We start from the raw sequence: 22370 nt of genomic DNA, 5'->3' as shown, positions 1-22370 counted from the left end.
GAGAATTTCGCAGATAATAATGAACTATTGTTTGGTAAGTAAAGATTAGAATTTGTCAAAATACTATACCTAAATCACTCATTATCAAATGTTCAATGATGAATTTTCCACATTGGCGCTTGGATAATTGTCATGGCATCCAAGTTGAAAATCACATCTTCAGATTCATTAATAAAATATCCCTCTAAGAAAGGTGATATTTTAGGATAAAATAATTCGGCACTTGGGGGTTTCATCTGTTGAGTATCCAGCCATTCAATATCTATAAGCTGTCGCACTAATAGTCCCAAATACTTGCCATTGTTTTCCAAAACAATCGCCATCATTTTTGAAAGTAAATTTACTCCTTGAGAAATTGGAGGATAACCTAACATTGCCTCTAAGTCTACTAACCAAAGCATCTCACCACGCCAATTATAGATACCCAAAACGCAACTAGGCATCTGAGGAACACCACATATTTCTGGTAATGATACTTGCAAAACTTCTGTGATATATTGTAATGAAATTACAGCTGTATCCCTGACTCCCAAATTAAAACTTAAAAACTTATCTTTGGTTTCCAAAGTTATCGATCCTTTATCCTTGATGATTTATCTTTAGCGACTACTTGCAGTTATTATTTAATCTGTTATTACTTCTAAATTAGAAATATTAACTTTTTTGTATGTCTATTTAATAAATTGCTACTTGTTAATTAGCTGCTTGACAATTACCACTAATTCCTCTCGATTAATTGGTTTTGATAAATACCCCTCAGCACCTAACATATTACCCCATATTTTATCTACATCACTATTTTTTGTAGAACAGAAAACTACAGGTATTTTGCTAGTATTAGGGTTATTTTTCAGTTCTCGACAAATTTCAAAACCACTTTTCCCTGGTAAAATTACGTCGAGAAATATTAGGTCTGGCTTATTTTGATCTATTTTGTCTTGAGCCTCTTCACTGCTTGTAGCACTAATCACTGAATAACCTGCCTGTTGCAAGTAACGGCTGATTATTTCCATATCTGTTAAGCCATCTTCAACAACTAAAACAGTATTCATGTTAATTATCCTTTAATTTTTTTAAGTATGTAAACAAATTAGACATACAAATCCTAAATGATTGATGAACAAATATATAGAAAATCCTAGTGGCTAACCCCTTGTATCGAAATACATTTTTTTCTTCTCCATAAATAAATTTAGGGGCTTGTATCATGAGTCTGTTTCGGTCATACTTAATATTTCACAACTCAAATAGAATTAGACAAATACAAAAATTGTATTTGTCTAATTTTGATTCAATCTTTATGTATTAACCTCAGAAGAAGTACGTAATGAACAGAGCTTAATATATATTTTTGTTTTTAAATTCCTTACTAAGTTTTGATATTTATGAAAAAGATTAGGTAGCTTTCAAATCGCTACCTAATCTTTTTCTAAATTTTGAATTTTAATTTCTTATTTATCACCCCATTAACTTAATGCTTATTAAGGTGGTAAATTTTTGTCTGGCTGTTTGTAAGCAATAGGCTAATAATTAATTTAAAGAAAAATGACTAATTTTCTCTAATTATCAAGATAAGTTTGCTTTTTTAAGCGTGGCTTCCTGCTGCCTTCTGTTTCCTGCCTCCTGAAACATATTGGCATTGGCTTTACTCTTCTCAATAGGGACACTTGATGTAGGTAAATACTTACGTAGTATACTTATTACCTTGTCAGGCACTACGGGTTTAGTAATAAAATCTGTAGAACCGACAACCTTGGCACGAACTCTATCTAAAAGGCCATCACTACCTGTTAATATAATCACTGGTGTATTGGCAAAGGCAGATATTCGCCGCAACTGAGTGCAGATTTCATAACCACTTGCGACTGGCATAATCAAATCCAAAAAAATTAGGTCTGGTTTATCTTGAATGAGGGTTGGAAGTGCTTGTACAGCATCTTGAATCTTGATAAACCTTAGTCCATTGGAAGTGATAATATCCTCTAGCATTTTACAGACTTGAGGGCTATCATCTACACAGGCTACTAGTGGAGTACTCGGTTTCTTCGGTTGTGTAGTGACAGGCTTATTATTTACTTCAGTCACTATTAAGGGCATGTCATCTACTTCCACTAATTCGATGATTCCTTTAAGGATATAAGGAAGCAAGGAACGGGTAAGTGGCAGTACATTCTGCTTCATTTTCACCCCTAAATCTCGCAGAGTCAATTTACCGTTGATTAAACTCACAAAGTTTTTGTAGACAGACGGACTTACCATCTGCTGGAGTTGTTCTGGTCGCCGCAGAACTGGTGCTAAGTCAGGAGAAAAATTTGCTAAACCTGCTTCTGACCAAGTTTTCCATGAATCTTGCATGTGCTTTACAGACATTTCTGCACTTGTAAAGCTCATTGGTGTTTCTAAGATAACTTCTTGATCGCGATTGCAACTTATAGAAGCAAAATTTCCTTGCAGAGCTAGATCAAATAATAGTTCTGTAATGGTGTTTTCAGCAATAGACTGAATCTGTTCTCTCTGAATTTTCTGTTTTTTATGAAATATTTCTAGAAGACGGTAATCCCAGTAATCTACTGATACGTCTTGCGAACGCAACAGCAACTTATCAACATCAATTTGAGGACAATTTTGAGCCATCTGTCTACGCCATCGGCGGAAGGGATGAGTTCCACCTGTTGCCCAAACTATCCGTCCCAGCCGATAGTAAAAAGTCCATTGGCTGCCTTTTGAACTTTTAATATTTAATTTGCCATTATATTGTAGTTGAGTACAAGTTTTAAATTCATTTACTAGATTATTTGAAAGAATAAGTTCCGAGTGGGTCATACTTTGTTCCTTATATTAAAAAGCCAGGTTATTAAGAACCCACACTAGCTATATAGTTGTCAAATAGACATCTCAAAAAGTTTAAATCCATTTTGGTAAGTAGGTAGGCGTAATTAAATATAAGATCAAACCTCACCTTCAATTCCTCTGCTTATTAATGAGAGGGAATTCGGAGGCAGGATGAGGTTTTATATTTAATTTGACCCACTTACTTATATAGCAGTTTAAATCAAATTTATTAAAATCAACGATGATGATAAAATAGCAAAAATCTTGATAGTTCATAAAATTTTATTGCACACAGCTTATTATTGGCAGACTTTAGAACTGAAGTAGATTGCTATAGTCCACATCATTAAGATACATTCAGTATTCGTATATTATTTTAAGGAATTTCTTAAGGTATTATATCCGTATAAGTTCTGATTTTTTTGCTAAAATAAAGGTTACGCAGTCTCTAAAGCTTTTTAGTTTAGTTATTGAGATCAACTATAACTGTTATAAATATTTATTTAAGTTTATATTTTTTAATGTTTTTAAAAAAAGGTGTCCTACTCAGACAAGTAGCAGCCACCTATAGAGTATTTAGGAAAATTTTTAAGGTTGGTTGTGGTTTTGATAGCTTATAACAGCTGCCCTAAGATTACTTTGGTGTTCTGAAAGAAGCCGATCGCCCTCATCTTTTTCCAAACCAGTCCAGTGCATTAATAATGCTAGCTTAACCCACTTGCCACTGCGTTCTAATAAAAAACCAGCAGCTTCCCGACTTAAACCTGTGAGGTCTTGTAAAATTCGTAAAGCGCGATCGCGTAGCTTTTGATTTGTGACGGCCACATCCACCATCCGATTGCCATAAACTTTGCCTAGTTTGACCATTACCCCAGTGGAAAGGATATTTAAAGCTAACTTTGTGGCTGTACCAGCTTTCAGACGAGTTGAGCCGGCAATGATTTCTGGCCCTGTCAATAGGCGAATGTCGATATCAGCATCAAAGCTAACTTGTTCAGCCGGAACACAGGCGATAAAAATAGTGCTGGCTCCCCGTTGCCGAGCAGCATGAAGCGCACCGTGGACATAAGGCGTTGTTCCACCAGCAGTAATGCCAACTACGACATCTAGCTGGGTAATGTGTCGCCCTGCGATCGCAGCTTCACCATCTTCGATACTATCTTCTAAACCCTCCGAACTGCGTAGCAGCGCACCCGCACCACCAGCAATAATCCCCTGTACCAATTCTGGAGGCGTGCAAAAAGTGGGTGGACACTCAGCAGCGTCTAATACCCCTAACCGACCACTTGTGCCCGCACCAATATAAAATAAGCGTCCCCCGTGGCGCAAACGCTCTGCGATGGTATCAATTGCTTGTGCCAATTGAACTTTTGCCGCCGCCACCGCCGCAACTGCTTTTTGGTCTTCGCTATTAAACAGTTCTACCAAGTCCAGAGAACTAAGCTGGTCTAAGTTAAGACTGTTAAGATTTACCATCTCGGTTAAAAGATGCCCACGTTCTTGCAAGTTTGTCATTTATCCCTTGTCCTTTGTCTGTTGTCTGTTGTCATTAGTCAGTTAGCGACCACCAATGACTAATACTTCTCTACGAGAGGCTGCGCCAACGGCTTCTCTACGAGATGCTACGCATAGCTTGCTTCCCCGTAGGGATACGCTCAGTACAAGTGCCCAATTACCAATGACTAATGACTAATGACTAATTAAAGTAATCCTTCCAATTTGCGACGCATCTTCTCTAGTTCAGAATCAGATAACTCTGGTTCTTCTAGTGGCTGTTGATTGAGAGGGAAGGTGTCCTCAATAGTATCCTCCTTCTGGGCATCTACTTGCCAGTCCGTTTGATCGACGTTCAACTCTGGGGGAGTGACAACTAAATTGCTGTTTTCTGGGATAATTTCCCATTCATATCCAGCACTTTCACAAAACTCCTTGATTTCCTCAGCATCCATTGGCTCTGGTGTAGGTGAGGGGAAATCTTGGGCTTCTAGCATTAGGGCAAAGCGCGTCGCGTCATCTTCTGACTCGAACATCAGAATTTTATTGCGTAGCTTGCCGCCGTAGGCATCGCCCTCTCGGATCGTGTGAATCCCCTCATTTTCCGTCCGAGCATTAAAAATCAACACAAAAACACGCATAGGTGTAATCATCTGTCTTTTTTAAAGTCTATTCATATTAAAGTTCTAGGTTGTACCTGTGCGAAAGTCAAAGGAACAATTTTCAATCTATTCAGATCAGATTTACCTGAAAACGCCAATATTCTTAAGCATAAGTATTGGAGCAAGCAAATACCGTAACTCAACCAATGAAGTCTTGGATTTAGTTGGCGTATCCTGGAAATGGCATACTGAATCAATGTGTCAGTTAATGCTTGTGTGTGCCAGCGACATCCGGCAATTAATACAGTGAAAGCAAATGACTAAATCTCCCAATCAAGATATTCACTCCCCCTGCCCTATCCGCAAGCGTCTGTGGTTGCTGGTGTTGAAGCGGGGTAGCATTGCTTTGGGCGGACTTTTGCTGTTAGGAGTGATCGTTGGGATTTGGCGGTTGTGGACTTTTGTCGAAACAGAGTTAACCCCGTTGGCACAAGAAAGTCTGACTACTACACTCAACCGTCCGGTAAAATTGGGAAAAGTCACAAAATTTTCCTTGACGGGAGTGCAGTTTGGGGCTTCAGCTATCCCAGCCACACCCACAGATGCAGATCGGGCGGCAGTCGAATCTGTGGAGGTGGGTTTTGACCTGTTACAACTAATTTTTAACCGCCATCTAAAGCTAGATGTTACCTTAGTCAACCCAGATATTTACATCGATCAGGATGATGAAGGGCGCTGGGTTTCTACTAGCATCGCTTCATCAGGTAAAGATGGTGCAATTAAAACTGATTTGGATTATCTGCGGTTTCGCAATGCCAAGCTGGCCTTGATGCCGGATAAGAGAGTAGAGGAGGCAGGGGAAGCAGGGGAGGCAGGGGGAGTAATATCTTCCGCGTCTCCCACTTCCCCCATAACATTTTCTCAACTGAATGGATCTGCCCAACTTTTAGCAAACAACCAGTTAATCCGGTTTGATGTGGGGGGGCAAGCAGATAGTGGTGGCAATATTTCTATTCAGGGAGAGACACGTTCTAAAGTGCTAGCAGGTAACTTTCAATTGCAAGCACAAGATTTTTTCGCTGCGGATATTACTCGCCTAATTAAGTTACCAGTGAACTTACAGGCGGGTCGAGCTAATGGCGACTTGTCAGTTCGGTTGACACCAGGACAGCAGACTTTATTGTATGGCAATGCGGCTGTGCAAGGGGTAACACTTCAAATACCCAAAGTTCCGCAACTGTTGAGTAATAGCCAAGGAAACCTGCGTTTTCAAGGAACGGAGTTGCAGTTAAACAATGTTACTACCAACTACGGCAAAATCCCGGTAGTGGCTACAGGAATTATCGACACTCAAGCAGGCTTTAAATTATCAGGGCGGGTAAATGCGGTAAGTTTGGCTAATGCCCAGGATACCCTGAAGGTAAAACTACCTGTGCCGATCGCAGGACAAGTACAAGCAGATTTGCTGATTACCGGATCGACTAAAGCGCCAATTCTCTCAGGTTCAGTTAACACAATCCAAACTGCCCGGATTGATAAAGTTGATTTTAATAACATCAGTAGTAAATTTGAGCTTGTTACTAGTTCTAGTTCCTCTTTACTGACCTTAAAAGATATTCAAGGTAAAGCCAAAGTTGGTGGTGATATCACGGGCGTTGGTACAATTCAACTTGGTAAAACACCACGAATAGATTTAAATTTCGCTGCGAAGAATGTTCCGGGGGATGCGATCGCAAAAGTTTATGAAACAACACCTGCGTTCCAAATCGGCAATGTCTCCGGTACTGCCCAACTAATCGGTGCTTCTACCAATGTCCAAACTTTGGTACAATTTCAAGCTCCCAATGGAACTTACCCTGGAACTGGTGAAGTTGCGATCGCTCCAAATCGCAATGTCTCTTTCCGTAATGTGGCTCTTAATGTCAGTGGTGGTACAGTCAGAGCAACTGGGAGTTATATCGATCAACGTTGGCAAGCTGTGGCTGTTGCCTCTAGGGTAAAATTAGAACCCTTTGTAGATAAAAGTCAACTGCAAAATGTCTCTTTGGCGGAGGCACAGTTTAATGGTCGTCTCATCCTTTCAGGCAGCACAGCACCATTTGAAATTGCCACGATTCGCACAGATGGCGCAGGGGTTCAAATTGGTGGCGGCACAGTTGCAGTTTCTAATGTCAAACTACAAGACCAAGGTTTCTCTGCTCAACTTGTAGCTAATGGTGTACGGTTAGGGCAAATATTAAAACAGTCTCCCCCAGCTTTAAATAATCCATTGGCGGGTACGTTCCAAATTGCAGGCAGCAGAGATAATTTCAGTCTGAAAACTCTCCGTGGCAATGGTGAAGGTAGCCTTGCTATTGGCGGTGGTACGGTTACAGCTAAAAATATCCAACTTGCTGATGGTGTTTACCAGGCGCAAGTTCAGGCTAAAAATGTAGCTGTGCAGGAGTTGGCATCAGTACCAAAGCAGTTTACAGGGGCATTAAGTGGTCAATTCGATGTAGCGGGTTCTGTTGATTCTTTTAAACCAGAAACTATTCAAGCTAGCGGTCAGGCGCGGGTAAATGTTGCGGGTGGGACTATTACAGCCTCTAATATTCAACTTGCTAATGGTGTCTATCAGGCGCAAGTTCAAGCTAAGAATGTTCCTGTGCGCCAGTTGGCAGCAGTACCACCGCAGTTTCGAGGGACGTTAACTGGTCAAGTAAATGTGGCGGGTTCTGTTGAGTCCTTCCAAGCTAAAGCTATCCAAGCCATTGGTCAGGCGCGGGTAAATGTTGCAGGTGGGACTATTACAGCCTCTAATATTCAACTGGCTAATGGTGTATACCAGGCGCAAGTTCAGGCAAATAATGTCCCGTTGCAGCAGTTGGCAGCAGTACCACCGCAGTTTAGAGGGACGTTAACTGGTGAAGCAAACGTGGCGGGTTCTGTTGAGTCCTTTCAACCGCAAACTATCCAAGCTAACGGTCAGGGACGGCTCGATGTTGCAGGTGGAACGATCGCAGCTTCTAATATCCAATTGGCTAACGGTCGTTATCAAGCTGTAGTTAATGCTTCTGGTGTAGAATTAAATCGCTTCAATCCGCAATTGCGGGGTCAGTTTGGCGGTCAGTTACAATTAGCTGGCACTGTCGGATCGTCCAAATTAGCTGATGTGCGTGCTGCTGGACAGGTGCAATTATCTCAAGGTATCCCTGGTCTTGAGCAACCCTTGACGGCTGCGATCGCCTGGAGTGGTGAAAGGCTTACCATTGAACGAGCAACTGCTCCCGGTTTAAGTGTTACTGGTAACATATTAGCCAATGCAAAAAAGGCGGGCATACCGGAAATTACGGCATTAAATCTCAACGTCCAAGCGCAGAATTACAACTTAAAACAGTTACCGATAAATCTACCTAATCAGGTTGCTGTGGCGGGGAGTGTAGATTTTAATGGTCAAATCACTGGTAAGCTGCCTTTACCAAATGTGGTAGGACAAATTAATTTACGGGATTTAGTTGTTCAAGATATTGCTTTTGAACCGTTGTTAACTGGAAACATTGATTCAGCACAGGGACGCGGTTTGAGTTTAAATTTGGCAGGAAATAGCGATCGCTTGGCTTTTAATTTAGATGCCAATAATCGCCCGAAATCTTTCTTAGTTAAATGGCAGGAAGCATCAGCCACAGGTAACGTTCAAGGGAATGATTGGGCGCTCAAAGTTGCAAATTTCCCCTTACAAATATTTAATTTGACTCCGCCACCAATTACTAGATTGGGTGCTGGTAAGATAGCTGGTTTATTAACTGGGGATTTGCTATTTAATCAGCAGACATTGGCAGCTACAGGGAATTTAGCGATCGCTAATCCGCAAATTGGCTGGATCAAAGGCGATCGTTTAGCTGCTCAATTCCGCTACGATAACGGTAAAGCCACACTCACCAGTAGCGAATTTATCAAAGGTAAAAGTAGCTATGCCCTTGTCGGTACGTTTGCCCAAAGCCCTAAAGGGCCTCAACTACAAGGTAAACTGAACGTCAGCCAGGGAGAGATCCAAGATGTTCTGACTGTAGCACAGATATTTGATTTACAAAATTTGCCGGGTGGTTCAGCAGAAATCTATGGCACAGCAGAGGATCTAACCACCACCCCCCAAGGAGTGCCAAATCAACCCTTATTAACCCAAATCCAACGGTTTTCTGAAATTGAAACTTTGGTAGAAGAACAGGAAGAACAGCGACTTAATTCCACTCCAATACCAGATTTGGCAGACTTAAAGGGAACTTTCAATGGAGAAGTAGCTGTAAATACAGCTACAGCCAACGGATTATCAGTAGATTTTAATTTGAATGGACAAAACTTTGCTTGGGGTAAAAAGGAAGAACGAAATCGTTATTATACTGCCGACAAAGTGATTGCCGAAGGTAATTTTGAAAACGGTGTTTTGAGTTTGCGACCTTTACGGCTTGAATCTGAAAACAGGTTGATTGCCTTTACGGGTAACGTTGGTGGTGATGAACAATCTGGACAGTTTCGGGTAAATAATTTTCCGTTACAACTATTGAATAATTTTGTCAAACTGCCAGTTGGAATTACAGGGAATCTTAACGGTACAGCAGCAATAGCCGGCAGCATTGCTAATCCTCAAGCTAGGGGAGAATTACAAATCACGGAAGGATTATTAAATCAGAAAGCAATAGAATCAGCAAGGGCAAGTTTCAGCTATGCTAACGGACGCTTAAACTTTGGTAGTAGTGTAGCAATTGCTGGGCCAAAACCTGTTGATATTAATGGCAGCATCCCTTATAAATTGCCTTTTGCATCTGTAGCACCAGATAATGACCAAATCAATTTGGATATGAAGTTGGAAAACGAGGGATTAGGACTGTTAAACGCATTGACTAATCAAGTGGTCTTTGAAAAAGGTGAAGGAGAAATAGACCTGAAGGTACGCGGAACATTGCAAAAACCTGAAGTACAGGGAATTGCTACTGTTAATGATGCTACTTTTTCAGCCCAGGCTTTGCCAGGTAAGCTCAGAGGTGTAACAGGTAAAGTACTGTTTAATTTTGACCGCATCTTAGTAGAAAATCTTCAGGGTAGATTTAGCCGTGGGAAGGTACAAGCTGCTGGAGAAATTCCCATTTTTAACAATCAGAACGCCACCATCGACAATCCCCTAACTGTTGATCTCGAACAACTAGCGTTAAATCTCAAAGGACTTTACCAAGGAGGCGCTAGCGGCAATTTACAGATTACTGGTTCTGCTCTAAACCCGGTAATTGGCGGTAAAGTGAATTTGTTTGATGGTCAGGTATTACTGGCAGAATCTACCAACACAGATTCATCTACAAATAGTAGCCTTGGTGTATCACCCACAAAAGAGAATAAGCAGGGTAAAGATGAAATTGGGAATGGCATGGGAAATGGCATCGCTAAATTTAATAATCTAGATTTAGAACTTGGAAAAAATGTCCAAATTACTCGTCCGCCGATTCTCAATTTTCGCGCTACTGGTAATCTCATTGTTAACGGCTTCATTAATCAGCCGATACCCGATGGTACTATCCGCTTAGAAAAAGGAGGGGTGAATTTATTTACTACCCAATTTAACCTTGCTCGTGGCTATAAACACACCGCAACTTTTAGCCCTTCTCAACCTCGCGATCCCAACTTAGATATTCGGCTATTTGCCAAAGTACTAGATGTTACTCAAAGTAATGATTTTAGCCGGATAAATTCTACAGGTTTATCAGCATTAGAGAGTGTGCGAGTCGAAGCTACTATCAACGGTCTTGCTAGTAAACTAAATGACAATCTAGAACTAACAAGCAGTCCGTCACGTAGTCAAACCGAAATTGTTGCTCTTTTAGGAGGTGGATTTGTAGACACTCAAGGACGTGGTGACAGTACTTTAGGTTTGATTAATATTGCAGGTTCGGCTGTGTTTAACAATTTTCAGTCAGCTTTTAACCAGATTGGGAGTACTTTTGGTTTAAGTGAACTGCGGATATTTCCTACCGTTATTTCTGAAAATCCTGAAGCGGGAAGGAGCAGTTCAACTTTGGAATTAGCAGCCGAGGCTGGGGTTGATATTTCTTCCAAAATATCGGTTTCTAGTATCAAAATTTTAACAACAAATGATCCCTTTCAATGGGGTGTTAATTACCGAATAAACGATGAATTTCGTGTGCGTGCTTCCACTAATTTAACCGATGATAGTCGTGCAGTAGTAGAGTATCAAACGCGGTTTTAAAGAAGGTTTTTTGGGAATTGGGAATTGGGAATTGGGAATTGGGGACTGGGAATGGGGTATTCTCCTTCTCCCTTTGTCCCCTTGTCCCCCTACTCCCTGCTCCCTACCCCCAGTCCCTAATCCCCTATTCTTCAGCAACCCAAGTACCATGAAATCCATAAGGCACTCGTTGGGGAATTATCACCCGTGCTACAGGTTCGGCAGTCACATCTTGGGCATTGACCACTACTAATTCTGAAGTGTTTGAATTTTCATCGTGGATGAAAGTTACAAGCCAGCCATCATCCTCAGTAATTGCACCAGAACGTGGCGCAAACACAGCTTCACCGCCATAGCGTCCCTCTCCGAATAGGTGAGTTTGGGACTTTCCACTGCTTAAGTCGTACTTAATGATACCTTCAAATAAAGGTAGGGGACTATTCGCCATTTTGTTGGTGTAACCATATCTGGTTTGCCGCCCCAATAGATTTTCGTTGACGCGGGGAAATTCTGAAGCTACATCGTCTAACATTTCTTCACGCACTGTCCCCGTATTCAGGTTAAACCGCCAGCGATACAAACGCGGGATATTTGCATCTGGGTCGGGTTGCGAATTATCTAGATTCAAAACAGTAGTAGAACTCATACGACAGGCAATCAGCACGACTTCATCGCCATCATCGTAAGCGTTGAGGGTATGGAAGACGTAGCAAGCAGGAGTCTCAAACCAGCGGATATTACTGTTGTCACCGTGGCGTGGTACAATACCAAAACGACTGGGGCGATCGCGCTCGAACATCATAACGGGTTCTCCCCGGTGCGATCGCTCGACGCTAAAAGTCAATGGCAAATCCATGAAAATTGTGTAGTTTGCAGTGATGGCAAAATCGTGCATCATCACTCCTATGGGCAGGTCTATTGGCACTGTCCGCAACAGTTCGCCTTCTGCCGACACTACACTATATTGGACGTATGGTGGTGCAAACAGAGAGTAGCCAAAGAAGACCATCTCACCCGTAACCGGGTCTACTTTCGGATGGGCTGTGAAGGCAGAAATCAGTTTCCCATCGTAGTTATACTCGCCAATGGTTTCTAATTCAGGAAGCTTGATAGCGTGAGGTTTACCTCCCTCATTCAGTGCCAACATCTGACCCGCGTGCCACACTAAGGCAGTATTAGCGGTGTTTTTGCGGGGGCCATGAGGATTATCCGTTTGCGGTGGTTCTAAAAGCCCACTCCACAAAGCCTTACCCGCTTCTCGTTCTTTTTTCCACCCGGCTGTCTGGATGTAACGGTTGCGATAAGTTGCTACGCCGTTACTAATTTGTACACCGTGCAACATCCCATCTCCGTCGAACCAGTGATATTGACCGATAGGTGTCCATTGAGGGTTAGGGCCATTTCGCACAAACATCCCCGACAAGTCAAGAGGTAATTCTCCAATGACTAGCAGTTTGTCGGTGGTGATTTCTTCACGGATTGGAGCAAAATTGCGATTAAGATAAGGATTAACTGCTATTGTTGCCATTTTATAAAATCTGATAATGTGATGTACATGGCTTTTCTTTACTGATAACATTTATCACTATCTTCAGCCAATCAATATAAGTCTGTTCTCTTCGGATCGCTAACTCTAGCACCAGCCTTTGCATTACTTGCTCGCGGTTGGCAGACTCATCACCAAGTGATGGCAAATCAATGATTTCACATTCAGAAAGCTTTTTGATTCGAGCCGCCAATTGTTGCTCTAGTAGATGAATAATGGTTTCATTCGGCAATTGCTCTGCAAAATGCAACTGGAGGAGCAAAGGTTCTCGGATAGTCGGTAAAGGCTGATGAGTTTCAAGCCATCGCGCAAATTCAGCTTTTCCTGGCTCCGTTACACTGTAGACTTTACGGTTGGGGCGATCGCGTTGAATCTCAACTGTACAGGTAATCCACCCTTGTTCAACTAGCTTATCAAGAGTTCTGTAAATTTGTGCTTGGTCTGCTGGCCACAAATGGGCAATACATCGATCGAAGCAGCTTGTTTTGAGGTCGTAGCCCGTCATTTCTTGCTGCTGAAGAAAACCTAGAATTACGTATGCTAGGGACATTAAGACAGTTTTCCCATAATTGACATTTCCTCAATAGATGTACTTCCTATAATTTTATGCTATTATATGATTAATCACATATAAGATTCAACAGTTATAATGTAATGCACCTTAACAAGGAAACCGAATTCATGAAGCGAGCTTGGGCAGATAGTTAATGGTGCTGTTTGCACAGACGCAGAATTAAAACTTTAATTACGAATTAGTAAAAGACTATTGTAACGAGAGGATGGGTAACATTGACTTCTAACACACTTTCACAAAGAATACGTCAACATCAATATTTGCGTGATTTACGCAACAAATTGCTTCATCTGCACAAAATGTTGCTGGACACCGAACGTATTGCCTACGAACAGGTTAGTGGACGAGTATCAAGCGGAGAACTTCTTCAGCTAGTTATCGCTCATGAACAATTTGCTTGGCTACATCGGATTTCTGAGGTGGTTGTGCAAGTTGACGAAATGCTGCAAGCAGATGAACCGATTGCAATAGAAGATTTTGAAAAGTTAATTGCTGATGTCCGCACGCTGATTATACCGTTAGAAACGGGCAATACCTTCGAGAGAAAGTATTACAATGCTCTCCAGAGTGAACCTGCTGCTGTGTTGGCACATGCGGAAATATCAAGATTTCTCACGACTAAGGTTTAAAGAGTAAGACTTGGGGCTTAAGCCCCAAGTTCTAGAGCAACTTCACAGGCAAGCGGCATAAGTTTTCTTGTATCAGATAATGTGATCATGAATAAGCCATACACCAAAAGAAGTGCTATGGTTTTTTTCCAACCATATCCGCCATTCTTCGCGGCTATTGGGGCAGAAAGTGGGAATTTCTCTGTTCAGTTTGGATGCACCAGTTTTCTTATCTTTACTAAAGCTAAGATTTATTTCTGTATTTTGCTGCATTAGTCGCTTACTGCTTAGTGCTACGATTGCTAAGTCCAAATATATATGCAATAAAAGTTGTTTGAGCTACTAGGATTCCCAGGGCTGTACCACCAAGTGCTACGCTAGCTTGAAAACTTCCAAGCTCATCAAGCTTTCGGGTTTCAATAAATATTGTGCGTTCGAAATTGAATTGCCATCTTGCTGCTTCTGAGTTGCCAAGATAACTCAGAGGTAGACTTAGAATATAGCCAAGAATAGTAAATACTAAAGCTGTAGGAATAGTCAGCTTCAAGTTTTGAAATAGTAATGAGCGCATGGAACAAAAATCAGCTAACTTTAAAAGTTTTACAACTATTTTGATAGTTAGAAATATATCCGAAGGTTGACATTTAGTATTTTGAAAGTTGCAAACAAAGTAGGGAGGCTACACACCCTGATCTATAATTTTTTCTGATATAGGATTACTATTTGATTTGTGAACGAAATTAGGTATTGTAGCGTGTGTTAGAACGGAGTTCGTAACGCACTATTATCAAGGGTTTGATGCGTTACGCTGTCGCTAACACATCCTACGGATATTTTCATAAATAAAACCGGATTCCTATATCAAACTAACCCAGAACGCAATGCAACGACTGCTGCTTGTACGCGATCGTCTACTGCTAATTTATTCATAATCCCTCGGACGTGAGTTTTGATAGTGTTGGGACTGAGATAGAGTTTTTCGGCAATCTCTGGGTTACTTAAGCCGTCTACCATGAGTTTCAACACTTCTAACTCGCGCCCAGATAAGTTGGCGTTGTTGCTGCTGGGTGCAGGCGGTTTGAGGTTGTCAATTACTCGCCGCGCAATTTGGGGATCGAGATAGGCTGCACCATCAACTGCGGCTGCGATCGCACTTAACAATCGTTCCACACTTGCACCTTTAATACAATACGCATCTGCACCACTAGATAGCGCCGCAATTATTTCTGTCTCCGTTTGATGAGATGTCAGCATCACTACATGAGTTGCTGGTAGTGCCGCTTTAATTTGCTGTGTCGCTGCAATGCCATCCAATCGCGGTAATCCTATATCCATAACCACCAAATCGGGTTTTAGTTGCAGTGCAGCTTGAACTCCCAAATAACCATCTTCTGCTTGTCCAACAATCTCCAACTGAGGATGAGCCATTAATGATTGCTCTAATCCCAGTTGCATCATCGGATCGTCTTCGACAATTAACACCCGCAAAGGCGGAGCATTGGCTGGTAAATTTAAGGGATAACGAGTGTCTAAAGACATATTTATTAATTAGGAGTCATTTGTCATTTGTCATTTGTCATTTGTCATTTGTCATTTGTTATTTGTTATTTGCTTTTTTCTCCTGGTAATAAGCAATGAAAAATACTTCTCTATGATAGGCTGCACCAACAGTTTGTCTACGAGACGATGTTCGCGTTCGCTCAGTACAAGTGATCAATCACAAATGACCAATGACCAATGACTAATGACAAATTTATTTTATTCTTCGACGCGATAGCCTAACTCTGCTAAACTAATCCGCGACTGTCTCCATTTTGGCTGGACTTTGACAAACAATTCTAAGTAAACTTTACCAGCGATTAACTTTTGGATTTGTTCGCGGGCTTCACTACCAATTGCTTTGAGCATTCCTCCACCTTTGCCAATGAGTATGCCTTTTTGAGAATCACGCTCAACGTTGATGGTAGCAAGTACACGAGTAATGCTAGGAGTTTCTTCTACTAAGTCAATGGCGATCGCTACTGAATGGGGTACTTCTTCACGAGTCAATAATAAAATTTGTTCTCGGATTAATTCACCCATAATAAAGCGTTCTGGCTGGTCAGTTACTAAATCTGGCGGGTAATATAACGGCCCAATTTCTAAATGTTCAATTAATAATTCTTGAAGTTGCGGTAATCCTACACTCGTCTTGGCAGAAAATTTCACAATTTCCCATTCATGGGACTGGGCCATTTGGGCGTAACTATCATCTAGAAACTCAGAATCGGACGGTTGTTGGTCGGTTTTGTTCATGCCCAAAATCACCGGGGTTTTGCTGCGACTGAGCAATTCGGCAATATAGCGATCGCCCGATCCACAAGCCACGGCTCCATCTACCACAAATAGCACTACATCTACCGATTCAATGGCAATTTTGGCATTTTGCACCAACACCTCGCCCAATTGATGATGGGGCTTATGAATTCCTGGCGTATCTACAAATATTAACTGCGCCTCTGGTGTAGTTAATATGCCGCGCAAACGGTTACGTGTAGTTTGTGCTACTGGTGATGTAATGGCAATTTTTTGTCCTACCAATTGATTCATCAAAGTAGATTTACCGACATTAGGACGACCAACAATGCCGATAAAACCTGATTTAAAGTCAGGAGGAGCCTGTGGAATTTTCACCTCTCCTGAAAAAGAGAAGTTGTAATTATCAATACTAGTCACCTTTGGCTCCACCCTCATATTTTATAGCTGGGATAACTTGGTTTTTTCTTAGACACAAAACAAACATAAAATTACCCTGGCACTTTTAGGGGCACTTTTAGGGATTACTTTTGCCGAGGTTTAATCTACTACTGGCTCTACACCTATATTTTACAGCTGAGATAACCTTAGTTGTAGAATTCAGGAGTCAGAATTCAGTAGTCAGAATATTAAAAAAATTAAACTCTAAATTTCCCTCGTTTCGTCGGTAATGAAAGCAAACCTAGATAAACTCTGACTTCTGGCTCCTGAGTTCTGAATTCTTAGATTTGGTTTTTTTAGATCCAAAACAAACATAAAATTACTTTGGTATTTACTAGAGGCGCATTTGCTTAGGTTTAATCTGTTGCTAATGTCTTAAGTTTCATCGGCTACTCAATATATATTTGGATCAAAATGTCAATAAAAAATATGGGAGAACCCAAACGCATTGGAATTCTTACCAGTGGAGGTGATTGTTCTGGTTTAAATGCCGTAATTAGGGCTGTAGTAAATTGTGCTGTGGATACTTACGGCTGGGAGGTTTTGGGAATTCGTCAAGCGACTCTAGGATTAATGGCGCGTCCGCCACAATTCACTAAGCTGGAAGTCGATCGAGTTGACTCGCTGTTAACTGCGGGTGGCACAATGTTAGGGACAACCAATAAAGGCGACCCTTTTGCTTTTCCAATGGCGGATGGGAGTTTATGCGATCGCTCCGAAGAAATCATTGCAGGTTATCATGAGCTAGGTTTAGACGCTTTGATTGGTATTGGCGGTGATGGTAGCTTGGCAATTCTCCGCCGTCTCGCCCAACAAGGTGGCATTAATCTAGTAGGTATTCCCAAAACCATTGATAACGATATTGGTGTTACCGAACACGCTATCGGTTTTGATACAGCAGTTAATATTGCCACGGAAGCATTAGATCGGTTACATTTTACTGCTGCCAGTCATAGCCGAGTCATGATTTTAGAAGTGATGGGGCGTGATGCCGGACACATCGCAATAGCTGCGGGAATTGCGGGGGGAGCAAATGTCATTTTAATCCCTGAAATCCCTTATACCGTTGAACACATTTGCCACAAAATCAAAGAACGCCAAGAGAAAGGCAAAAACTATTGTTTGATAATTGTTTCTGAAGCGGTTCGTACCCATGACGGGGAAAATGTAACGATTACAAATCGCTTAGGTCAATCTCGATACGGTGGAATTGGTGAATATTTGGCAGATAAAATTATTGAACACATCGGTGTAGAAACGCGAGTTACAGTTTTAGGACACATTCAACGTGGTGGAACTGCTTCACCACTGGATAGATTAGTTGCAACAGCCTTTGGCGTAGCGGCGGTTAATCTGATTGCAGAGGATAAATACGATCGCATGGTGACATGGCAAAATCGCCAAGTTTTAAGTGTACCAATTACAGAAGCGATCGCTCAATATAGTGCTGTCGATCCCGATGGTACTTTAGTTAAAACCGCCCGTGGCATGGGTATTTATTTAGGAGACTAAACATACAGAGTAGGGACACAGCAATGCTGTGCCTCTACTATCACCTGTAATTTACGCAAGCGATAACTGGTATAGTTTATATCTAATAACCAAAGTATATAACTGTAAATCTAATTATCTACTTTTATTTAAACGGATTCACAATCTCTAATTCATCCTGCATATCTTCCTAATATAGGATTACTATTTGATTTTTGAACGGAATTAGGTATTGTAGAGTGTGTTAGAACGGAGTTCGTAACGCACTATTATCATAGGTTTGATGCGTTACGCTGTCGCTAACACATCCTACGTATATTTTCAAAAATCAAACCGGATTTCTATAGAGAATACTTGCTTATACAGCAATACGGTTCAGTTAAGCATCTCTTTCTTCTCTCTGCGTTCTCTGCGCCTTGGCGGTTCGTTAAAAAAGTGACTTTGGTAACAGAGTTTTAGCCTTAACTGAACCGTATTGGCTTATACAGACAGCGCACAAGCAACAATAAAACTCGATTTATAACTATGTAAGTTTTGAGATTCTCAACTTAGCATTGCTGGGTATTTTTGTCTTTTCTTAGTCTAAACAGCAATTGAAAGCAACGCAGCATAAAACAAATTTAACGAATTGGATTATGTACTGTCACTAACTTTGTACCATCAGGAAAAGTAGCTTCAACTTGTACATCATGCACCATTTCTGGTATGCCTTCCATGACATCTTCCCGCGTTAATAGTGTTGTACCATAACTCATTAATTCTGCTACAGTCTGCCCATCTCTCGCCCCTTCTAAAATAGCAGCAGAAATATAAGCAACTGCTTCAGGATAATTCAGTTTTAAACCCCTTTCTTTACGTCTTTCTGCTAATAAAGCAGCAGTAAAAATCAATAGTTTATCTTTTTCCTGGGGTGTCAATTGCATTTTTATCTCCTCTGTGTTCTCTGCGCCTCTGCGGTTCGTTTAAACCTGCCAAACTCTTGGTATACAATTACCACGATTCAGGAAAGAAATTCGTAGCATCTGCCAAACATCAATAAACCAGTTTCTCACCTCAGATGTAGAAGAACCGCGATATCGACACAATAATCCATGCTGTAATCGGCTAACACCCGCTTCTCCTTCCCCATCCCACAAATTTCGCGTTTTTTCAATTATTTCTGCTGAAACTGCACTACCAACCCAAACAAGACTACCTACTATTGGTTTTCCAGCCAAGCCGTGGGGACTGTGGAAAATATCTTCGCTACCCCGTAACAATTGCCGATCGATCCATAAGGGAACGCCTTGCTGCCAAATTTCGGTATGCGATCGCCATTCTCCTTGTAAGAATTTTTCTCCCCTAGCAGTGCGACCAAATCGGGTAATTTCCCAGCCTAACCAACTCCCCCCGGTTGCTAATTCTACCCGTAAATCTTGTCGATAAATCGCGCCGTTAAATAAAATTGTCTCTTGCGGCAACCATTCTAAACAAGCACCAGCGTCAACTTGCATATCGATAGTTTGTCTAGCTTGTAAGCCATTACTGCGATATATCTTGCTTGCTGCTGCTGTAGTAATTAAAGCTTGGGCTTGGGGTTGGAGGTGGATGTTAGAAGATAAGCGATCGCCTCCTACCATGCCCCCAGCCGTGTGTAAAATGACGCTATGACAAATTTCCCCTTCTGGATAAAATGGGCGTTGTACCTTTAGGGGTGCTTGGTGGCGATCGTAAATTAATTGGGTTGTGTTTTTGCGATCGGCATAGACTAAATTTAGTTTGCCATGCCAGCCTTTTGCTATTTGTGAGTTGCAGGTCATTTATAAATCTAAGATTAAAGTTCAGATACCTTATATTTATTTAATGCATTATTTGCTGCTTTACCTGCAATTTATCATGATTTTTTCGCCAAAATTACATAATCATCTAATGTATAACATGACTGATATTTCTGACTAAAATATTGTTGGAGTATCTGACTCATATACAGTTGCTCTGGTAAGTTTTCTTGAGCAAATTTGCCAAATTTAGCACCTGACAAAGGTATTCTTGAACTTGTTGAGGTTAGATATTTATACCAGACCATTTCTAATCCAAGTTCTGCCAGAAATTTATCCACTACAATCTTTTCCTGCTCTTTGTTTTCACTTTGATGAACATCGTAAATTTTGAATAACTTTTTATCTTGCACAATTAGCAGAATATAACCTGAATTTTTTAAGCTAGTGGCAAATATTTGCTTGTAAGTATTATTAGATTCAACCCTCTTGGCTGGATCTGTAAAAAAGCAGTGGGAAATTACGATAAAGTCAAAAAAGTCTTTAGGCAGATTATTCGATTTATTTTCCCAATTAAAAATATCGGTAGTTACAAAACGAAAATAAGCATTCACTGTAGTTAAGCGCGACTCTATATATCGTCGCCAAAACTGAAGTCCACGAAACTGGAAGGCATCTTGTTTTTCTAAAGAGTAGTATGATATGTGCATTTGTGGGATATCAAAAAAACCGCTACTACTTTGGAGAAATAAAGCTAAACCATAGGCAACTGTTCCTGGCCCTGCTGCAATATCAAGGATATTAACCTTGCTTGGTAGTAAAGCATCCTGGTAAATCAGAAACCAAGCTAAATATGTGCAATATACATTTTCTAAAAAATACTTCATAAAATAGACATGAGGAGTTAGACTAAAACGGTAGTCTGGTTCTTGTCCAATTTTTAAGTTATTAATATCCTCAAGAGCGTCTTCTAACTTAATAAATAACTGTTTATCAGGAATCTTACTAAATTCTTCTTTAAGATATTCAACTAACTTTGATTCTAATTCATCAAATATACGTTCATCAATTCCAGTAGATTGCAGTTTATATTCATCGTGCTGGATTAAACTAAAAACTTTATAGATATATTTAACAAATTCCTCATCTGGCATTAAAATAAAATTATCGTTTGTCTTTAAATTTTCGGCTATTTGTTGACTTAAAGTTTCTGTTTGCCGTTTATATTCTTGGGAATAACGTTCAAGTTGAAGTTTATCTCTAAATAGTTTTTCTAACCATGAGAATCTTGCACCCGATTTTTGAATCTCTTGCAATAATTGGACTGCACGTTGGATATCACCACGTTTTAAAGATAGTTTGAACTGCTGACTTCGCCACCAATTGATTATAATTTTATTCATAACCAAATCCTTCTTTGCCTTCCATAATTTCTACACCGGGAAGCTGAGAAACTAATTTTTCCTTAAATTTCATATAGCTTAATTTCTCATTTTCATACCACCAAGGGTATTTTTGCTTAATTTCTTCAGCTTCTTGACGAGTTGATGCTACAAGAGAACGGCTCTGACTTGTAGAGTGGAAAGCTTGAATTACAACTCTATCGGCGATCGCTAGTTTTTTAATAAAAGCAGCCTCGTCAGTTGGTAAAGTAGGAAGGAGAGGGGTAACAGTGATAGAAATTTTGGGAAGAAAACCTTTAAGACGATCGATGTTTTGTTTAATTTTATTGATGGCATTTAGTCTGGCTTTAATACTTGGCGATCGCGGTTCAAAATCTTTTCTAACTAATTCGCTGCCTGTGGGAATACTCATATTAATTCGCAATCGCTGAAATCGTTGTAAATAATCAATATCTCTAACAATAATTGGGCTACGAGTTTGAATTACTAATGTTGGACGATAATCAATCATGACTTCTAACAAGCTACGAGTCAGTTGATGTTTAGAATCTAGTGGTTGATAGGGATCTGTAACGCTACTCATGTAAATTCTAGGAGGCTGATGAGGATTTTTTTGATACCATTTATCTAATTCTTTAGTTAAAATTTCAGTAGCATTTTCTTTAAAAATTACCCATTTACCCCAATCTTGGCGCATTTGAGTGTTAGGGCTAAATGCTGCTGCATAGCAATAACTACAGCCGTATTGACAACCGCGATAAGGATTCAGGGTAAAATCATAAGCAGCAATAAAACCTGTAGCTTTTGTTAAGAGTGATTTAGCATTTTGTGCATAAACATTGACATCTCCAAACTTTTCTCGGACTAATTTGGTAGGAGTACATTCGCAATAACCTTCATATTTTGGTTGTGCCATCTGATTCCTGATATGAGATTTAGATTTTTGAGTTTTCGGGTTTTGAAGACGCGATGAATCGCCGTCTCTACAAGTGTTTGTATTGTGTTATAATTCCCAATTTTATTTTTAACAGAACTTATACCAATTCTGTATGAAGATGCGCTAAACCATATTGAAGTACAAGAAATAAGAAAGAGAAACGAACCGCAAAGGAC

General features: G+C 40.5%; 18 protein-coding genes. 4 read left to right on the top strand and 14 right to left on the bottom strand.

Going from position 1 to position 22370, the window contains the following annotated elements; genetic code table 11:
* Window positions 1–92 precede the first annotated feature (92 nt).
* The 4 genes from RMZ41_RS00090 to murQ all read right to left on the bottom strand — a co-directional run bounded on the left by RMZ41_RS00090 (window position 93) and on the right by murQ (window position 4347).
* Window positions 93–566, bottom strand: coding sequence for a chemotaxis protein CheW (locus RMZ41_RS00090; RefSeq protein ID WP_322643150.1), 474 nt, complete (start codon window positions 564–566; stop codon window positions 93–95).
* A 120-nt stretch (window positions 567–686) separates the two neighbouring features.
* Entirely contained in the window at window positions 687–1052 is a 366-nt protein-coding gene (locus RMZ41_RS00085) for a response regulator transcription factor (protein ID WP_322643151.1), read from the bottom strand.
* A gap of 514 nt (window positions 1053–1566) precedes the next feature.
* Complete coding sequence (locus RMZ41_RS00080) at window positions 1567–2823, bottom strand: response regulator (RefSeq protein WP_322643152.1); 1257 nt, start codon at window positions 2821–2823, stop codon at window positions 1567–1569.
* A gap of 597 nt (window positions 2824–3420) precedes the next feature.
* A complete protein-coding gene (gene murQ, locus RMZ41_RS00075; RefSeq protein ID WP_322643153.1) occupies window positions 3421–4347 on the bottom strand; it encodes an N-acetylmuramic acid 6-phosphate etherase in 927 nt (308 codons plus the stop codon).
* A 55-nt stretch (window positions 4348–4402) separates the two neighbouring features.
* Between murQ and RMZ41_RS00070 the strand changes: the two genes are divergently transcribed.
* Window positions 4403–4525 (top strand): hypothetical protein, encoded by a 123-nt coding sequence (locus RMZ41_RS00070; RefSeq protein WP_322643154.1) that lies wholly within the window; start codon window positions 4403–4405, stop codon window positions 4523–4525.
* A 7-nt stretch (window positions 4526–4532) separates the two neighbouring features.
* Here the strand turns inward: RMZ41_RS00070 and RMZ41_RS00065 are convergent, their stop codons facing one another.
* Window positions 4533–4979, bottom strand: coding sequence for a DUF3110 domain-containing protein (locus RMZ41_RS00065; RefSeq protein WP_322643155.1), 447 nt, complete (start codon window positions 4977–4979; stop codon window positions 4533–4535).
* A 265-nt stretch (window positions 4980–5244) separates the two neighbouring features.
* Here RMZ41_RS00065 and RMZ41_RS00060 point away from each other — a divergent pair, with 265 nt between their 5' ends.
* Window positions 5245–11163 carry a translocation/assembly module TamB domain-containing protein gene (locus RMZ41_RS00060; RefSeq protein WP_322643156.1) on the top strand — a complete coding sequence of 1973 codons (5919 nt, stop codon included), beginning with the start codon at window positions 5245–5247 and terminating at the stop codon, window positions 11161–11163.
* Between the two features lie 124 nt (window positions 11164–11287).
* Here RMZ41_RS00060 and RMZ41_RS00055 read toward each other — a convergent pair whose 3' ends face one another.
* A complete protein-coding gene (locus RMZ41_RS00055) occupies window positions 11288–12670 on the bottom strand; it encodes a carotenoid oxygenase family protein (RefSeq protein ID WP_322643157.1) in 1383 nt (460 codons plus the stop codon).
* A gap of 1 nt (window position 12671) precedes the next feature.
* A complete protein-coding gene (locus RMZ41_RS00050; protein ID WP_322643158.1) occupies window positions 12672–13238 on the bottom strand; it encodes a PadR family transcriptional regulator in 567 nt (188 codons plus the stop codon).
* Window positions 13239–13477: 239 nt separating this feature from the next.
* On the opposite strand from RMZ41_RS00050, the gene RMZ41_RS00045 reads away from it, so the two are divergent.
* Window positions 13478–13891 (top strand): hypothetical protein, encoded by a 414-nt coding sequence (locus RMZ41_RS00045; RefSeq protein WP_322643159.1) that lies wholly within the window; start codon window positions 13478–13480, stop codon window positions 13889–13891.
* Between the two features lie 259 nt (window positions 13892–14150).
* Here the strand turns inward: RMZ41_RS00045 and RMZ41_RS00040 are convergent, their stop codons facing one another.
* From RMZ41_RS00040 to era, 3 genes are all read right to left on the bottom strand, one after another.
* Window positions 14151–14441, bottom strand: a complete 291-nt coding sequence (locus RMZ41_RS00040) for a hypothetical protein (protein WP_322643160.1) — start codon at window positions 14439–14441, stop codon at window positions 14151–14153.
* Window positions 14442–14731: 290 nt separating this feature from the next.
* Complete coding sequence (locus tag RMZ41_RS00035; protein WP_322643161.1) at window positions 14732–15409, bottom strand: response regulator transcription factor; 678 nt, start codon at window positions 15407–15409, stop codon at window positions 14732–14734.
* 219 nt (window positions 15410–15628) lie between these two features.
* A complete protein-coding gene (era, locus tag RMZ41_RS00030) occupies window positions 15629–16603 on the bottom strand; it encodes a GTPase Era (RefSeq protein WP_322643162.1) in 975 nt (324 codons plus the stop codon).
* A gap of 432 nt (window positions 16604–17035) precedes the next feature.
* Here era and RMZ41_RS00025 point away from each other — a divergent pair, with 432 nt between their 5' ends.
* A complete protein-coding gene (locus RMZ41_RS00025) occupies window positions 17036–18118 on the top strand; it encodes an ATP-dependent 6-phosphofructokinase (RefSeq protein ID WP_322643163.1) in 1083 nt (360 codons plus the stop codon).
* Window positions 18119–18717: 599 nt separating this feature from the next.
* On the opposite strand, the gene ureA is transcribed toward RMZ41_RS00025, so the two are convergent.
* The 4 genes from ureA to RMZ41_RS00005 form a co-directional block, all read right to left on the bottom strand.
* Window positions 18718–19020, bottom strand: a complete 303-nt coding sequence (ureA, locus tag RMZ41_RS00020) for an urease subunit gamma (protein ID WP_322643164.1) — start codon at window positions 19018–19020, stop codon at window positions 18718–18720.
* Window positions 19021–19059: 39 nt separating this feature from the next.
* Window positions 19060–19896 (bottom strand): urease accessory protein UreD, encoded by an 837-nt coding sequence (locus RMZ41_RS00015; RefSeq protein ID WP_322643165.1) that lies wholly within the window; start codon window positions 19894–19896, stop codon window positions 19060–19062.
* Window positions 19897–19970: 74 nt separating this feature from the next.
* Window positions 19971–21257, bottom strand: coding sequence for a photosystem II assembly protein (locus tag RMZ41_RS00010; protein ID WP_322643166.1), 1287 nt, complete (start codon window positions 21255–21257; stop codon window positions 19971–19973).
* A complete protein-coding gene (locus RMZ41_RS00005; protein ID WP_322643167.1) occupies window positions 21250–22173 on the bottom strand; it encodes an SPL family radical SAM protein in 924 nt (307 codons plus the stop codon). Before RMZ41_RS00005 ends, RMZ41_RS00010 begins: the two co-directional genes overlap by 8 nt.
* Between the last annotated feature and the right edge of the window lie 197 nt (window positions 22174–22370).

It is taken from the genome of Nostoc sp. DedVER02 (genome assembly GCF_034530675.2).
GTDB lineage: Bacteria > Cyanobacteriota > Cyanobacteriia > Cyanobacteriales > Nostocaceae > Nostoc.
This window is presented reverse-complemented; position numbering and strand designations above follow the sequence as displayed.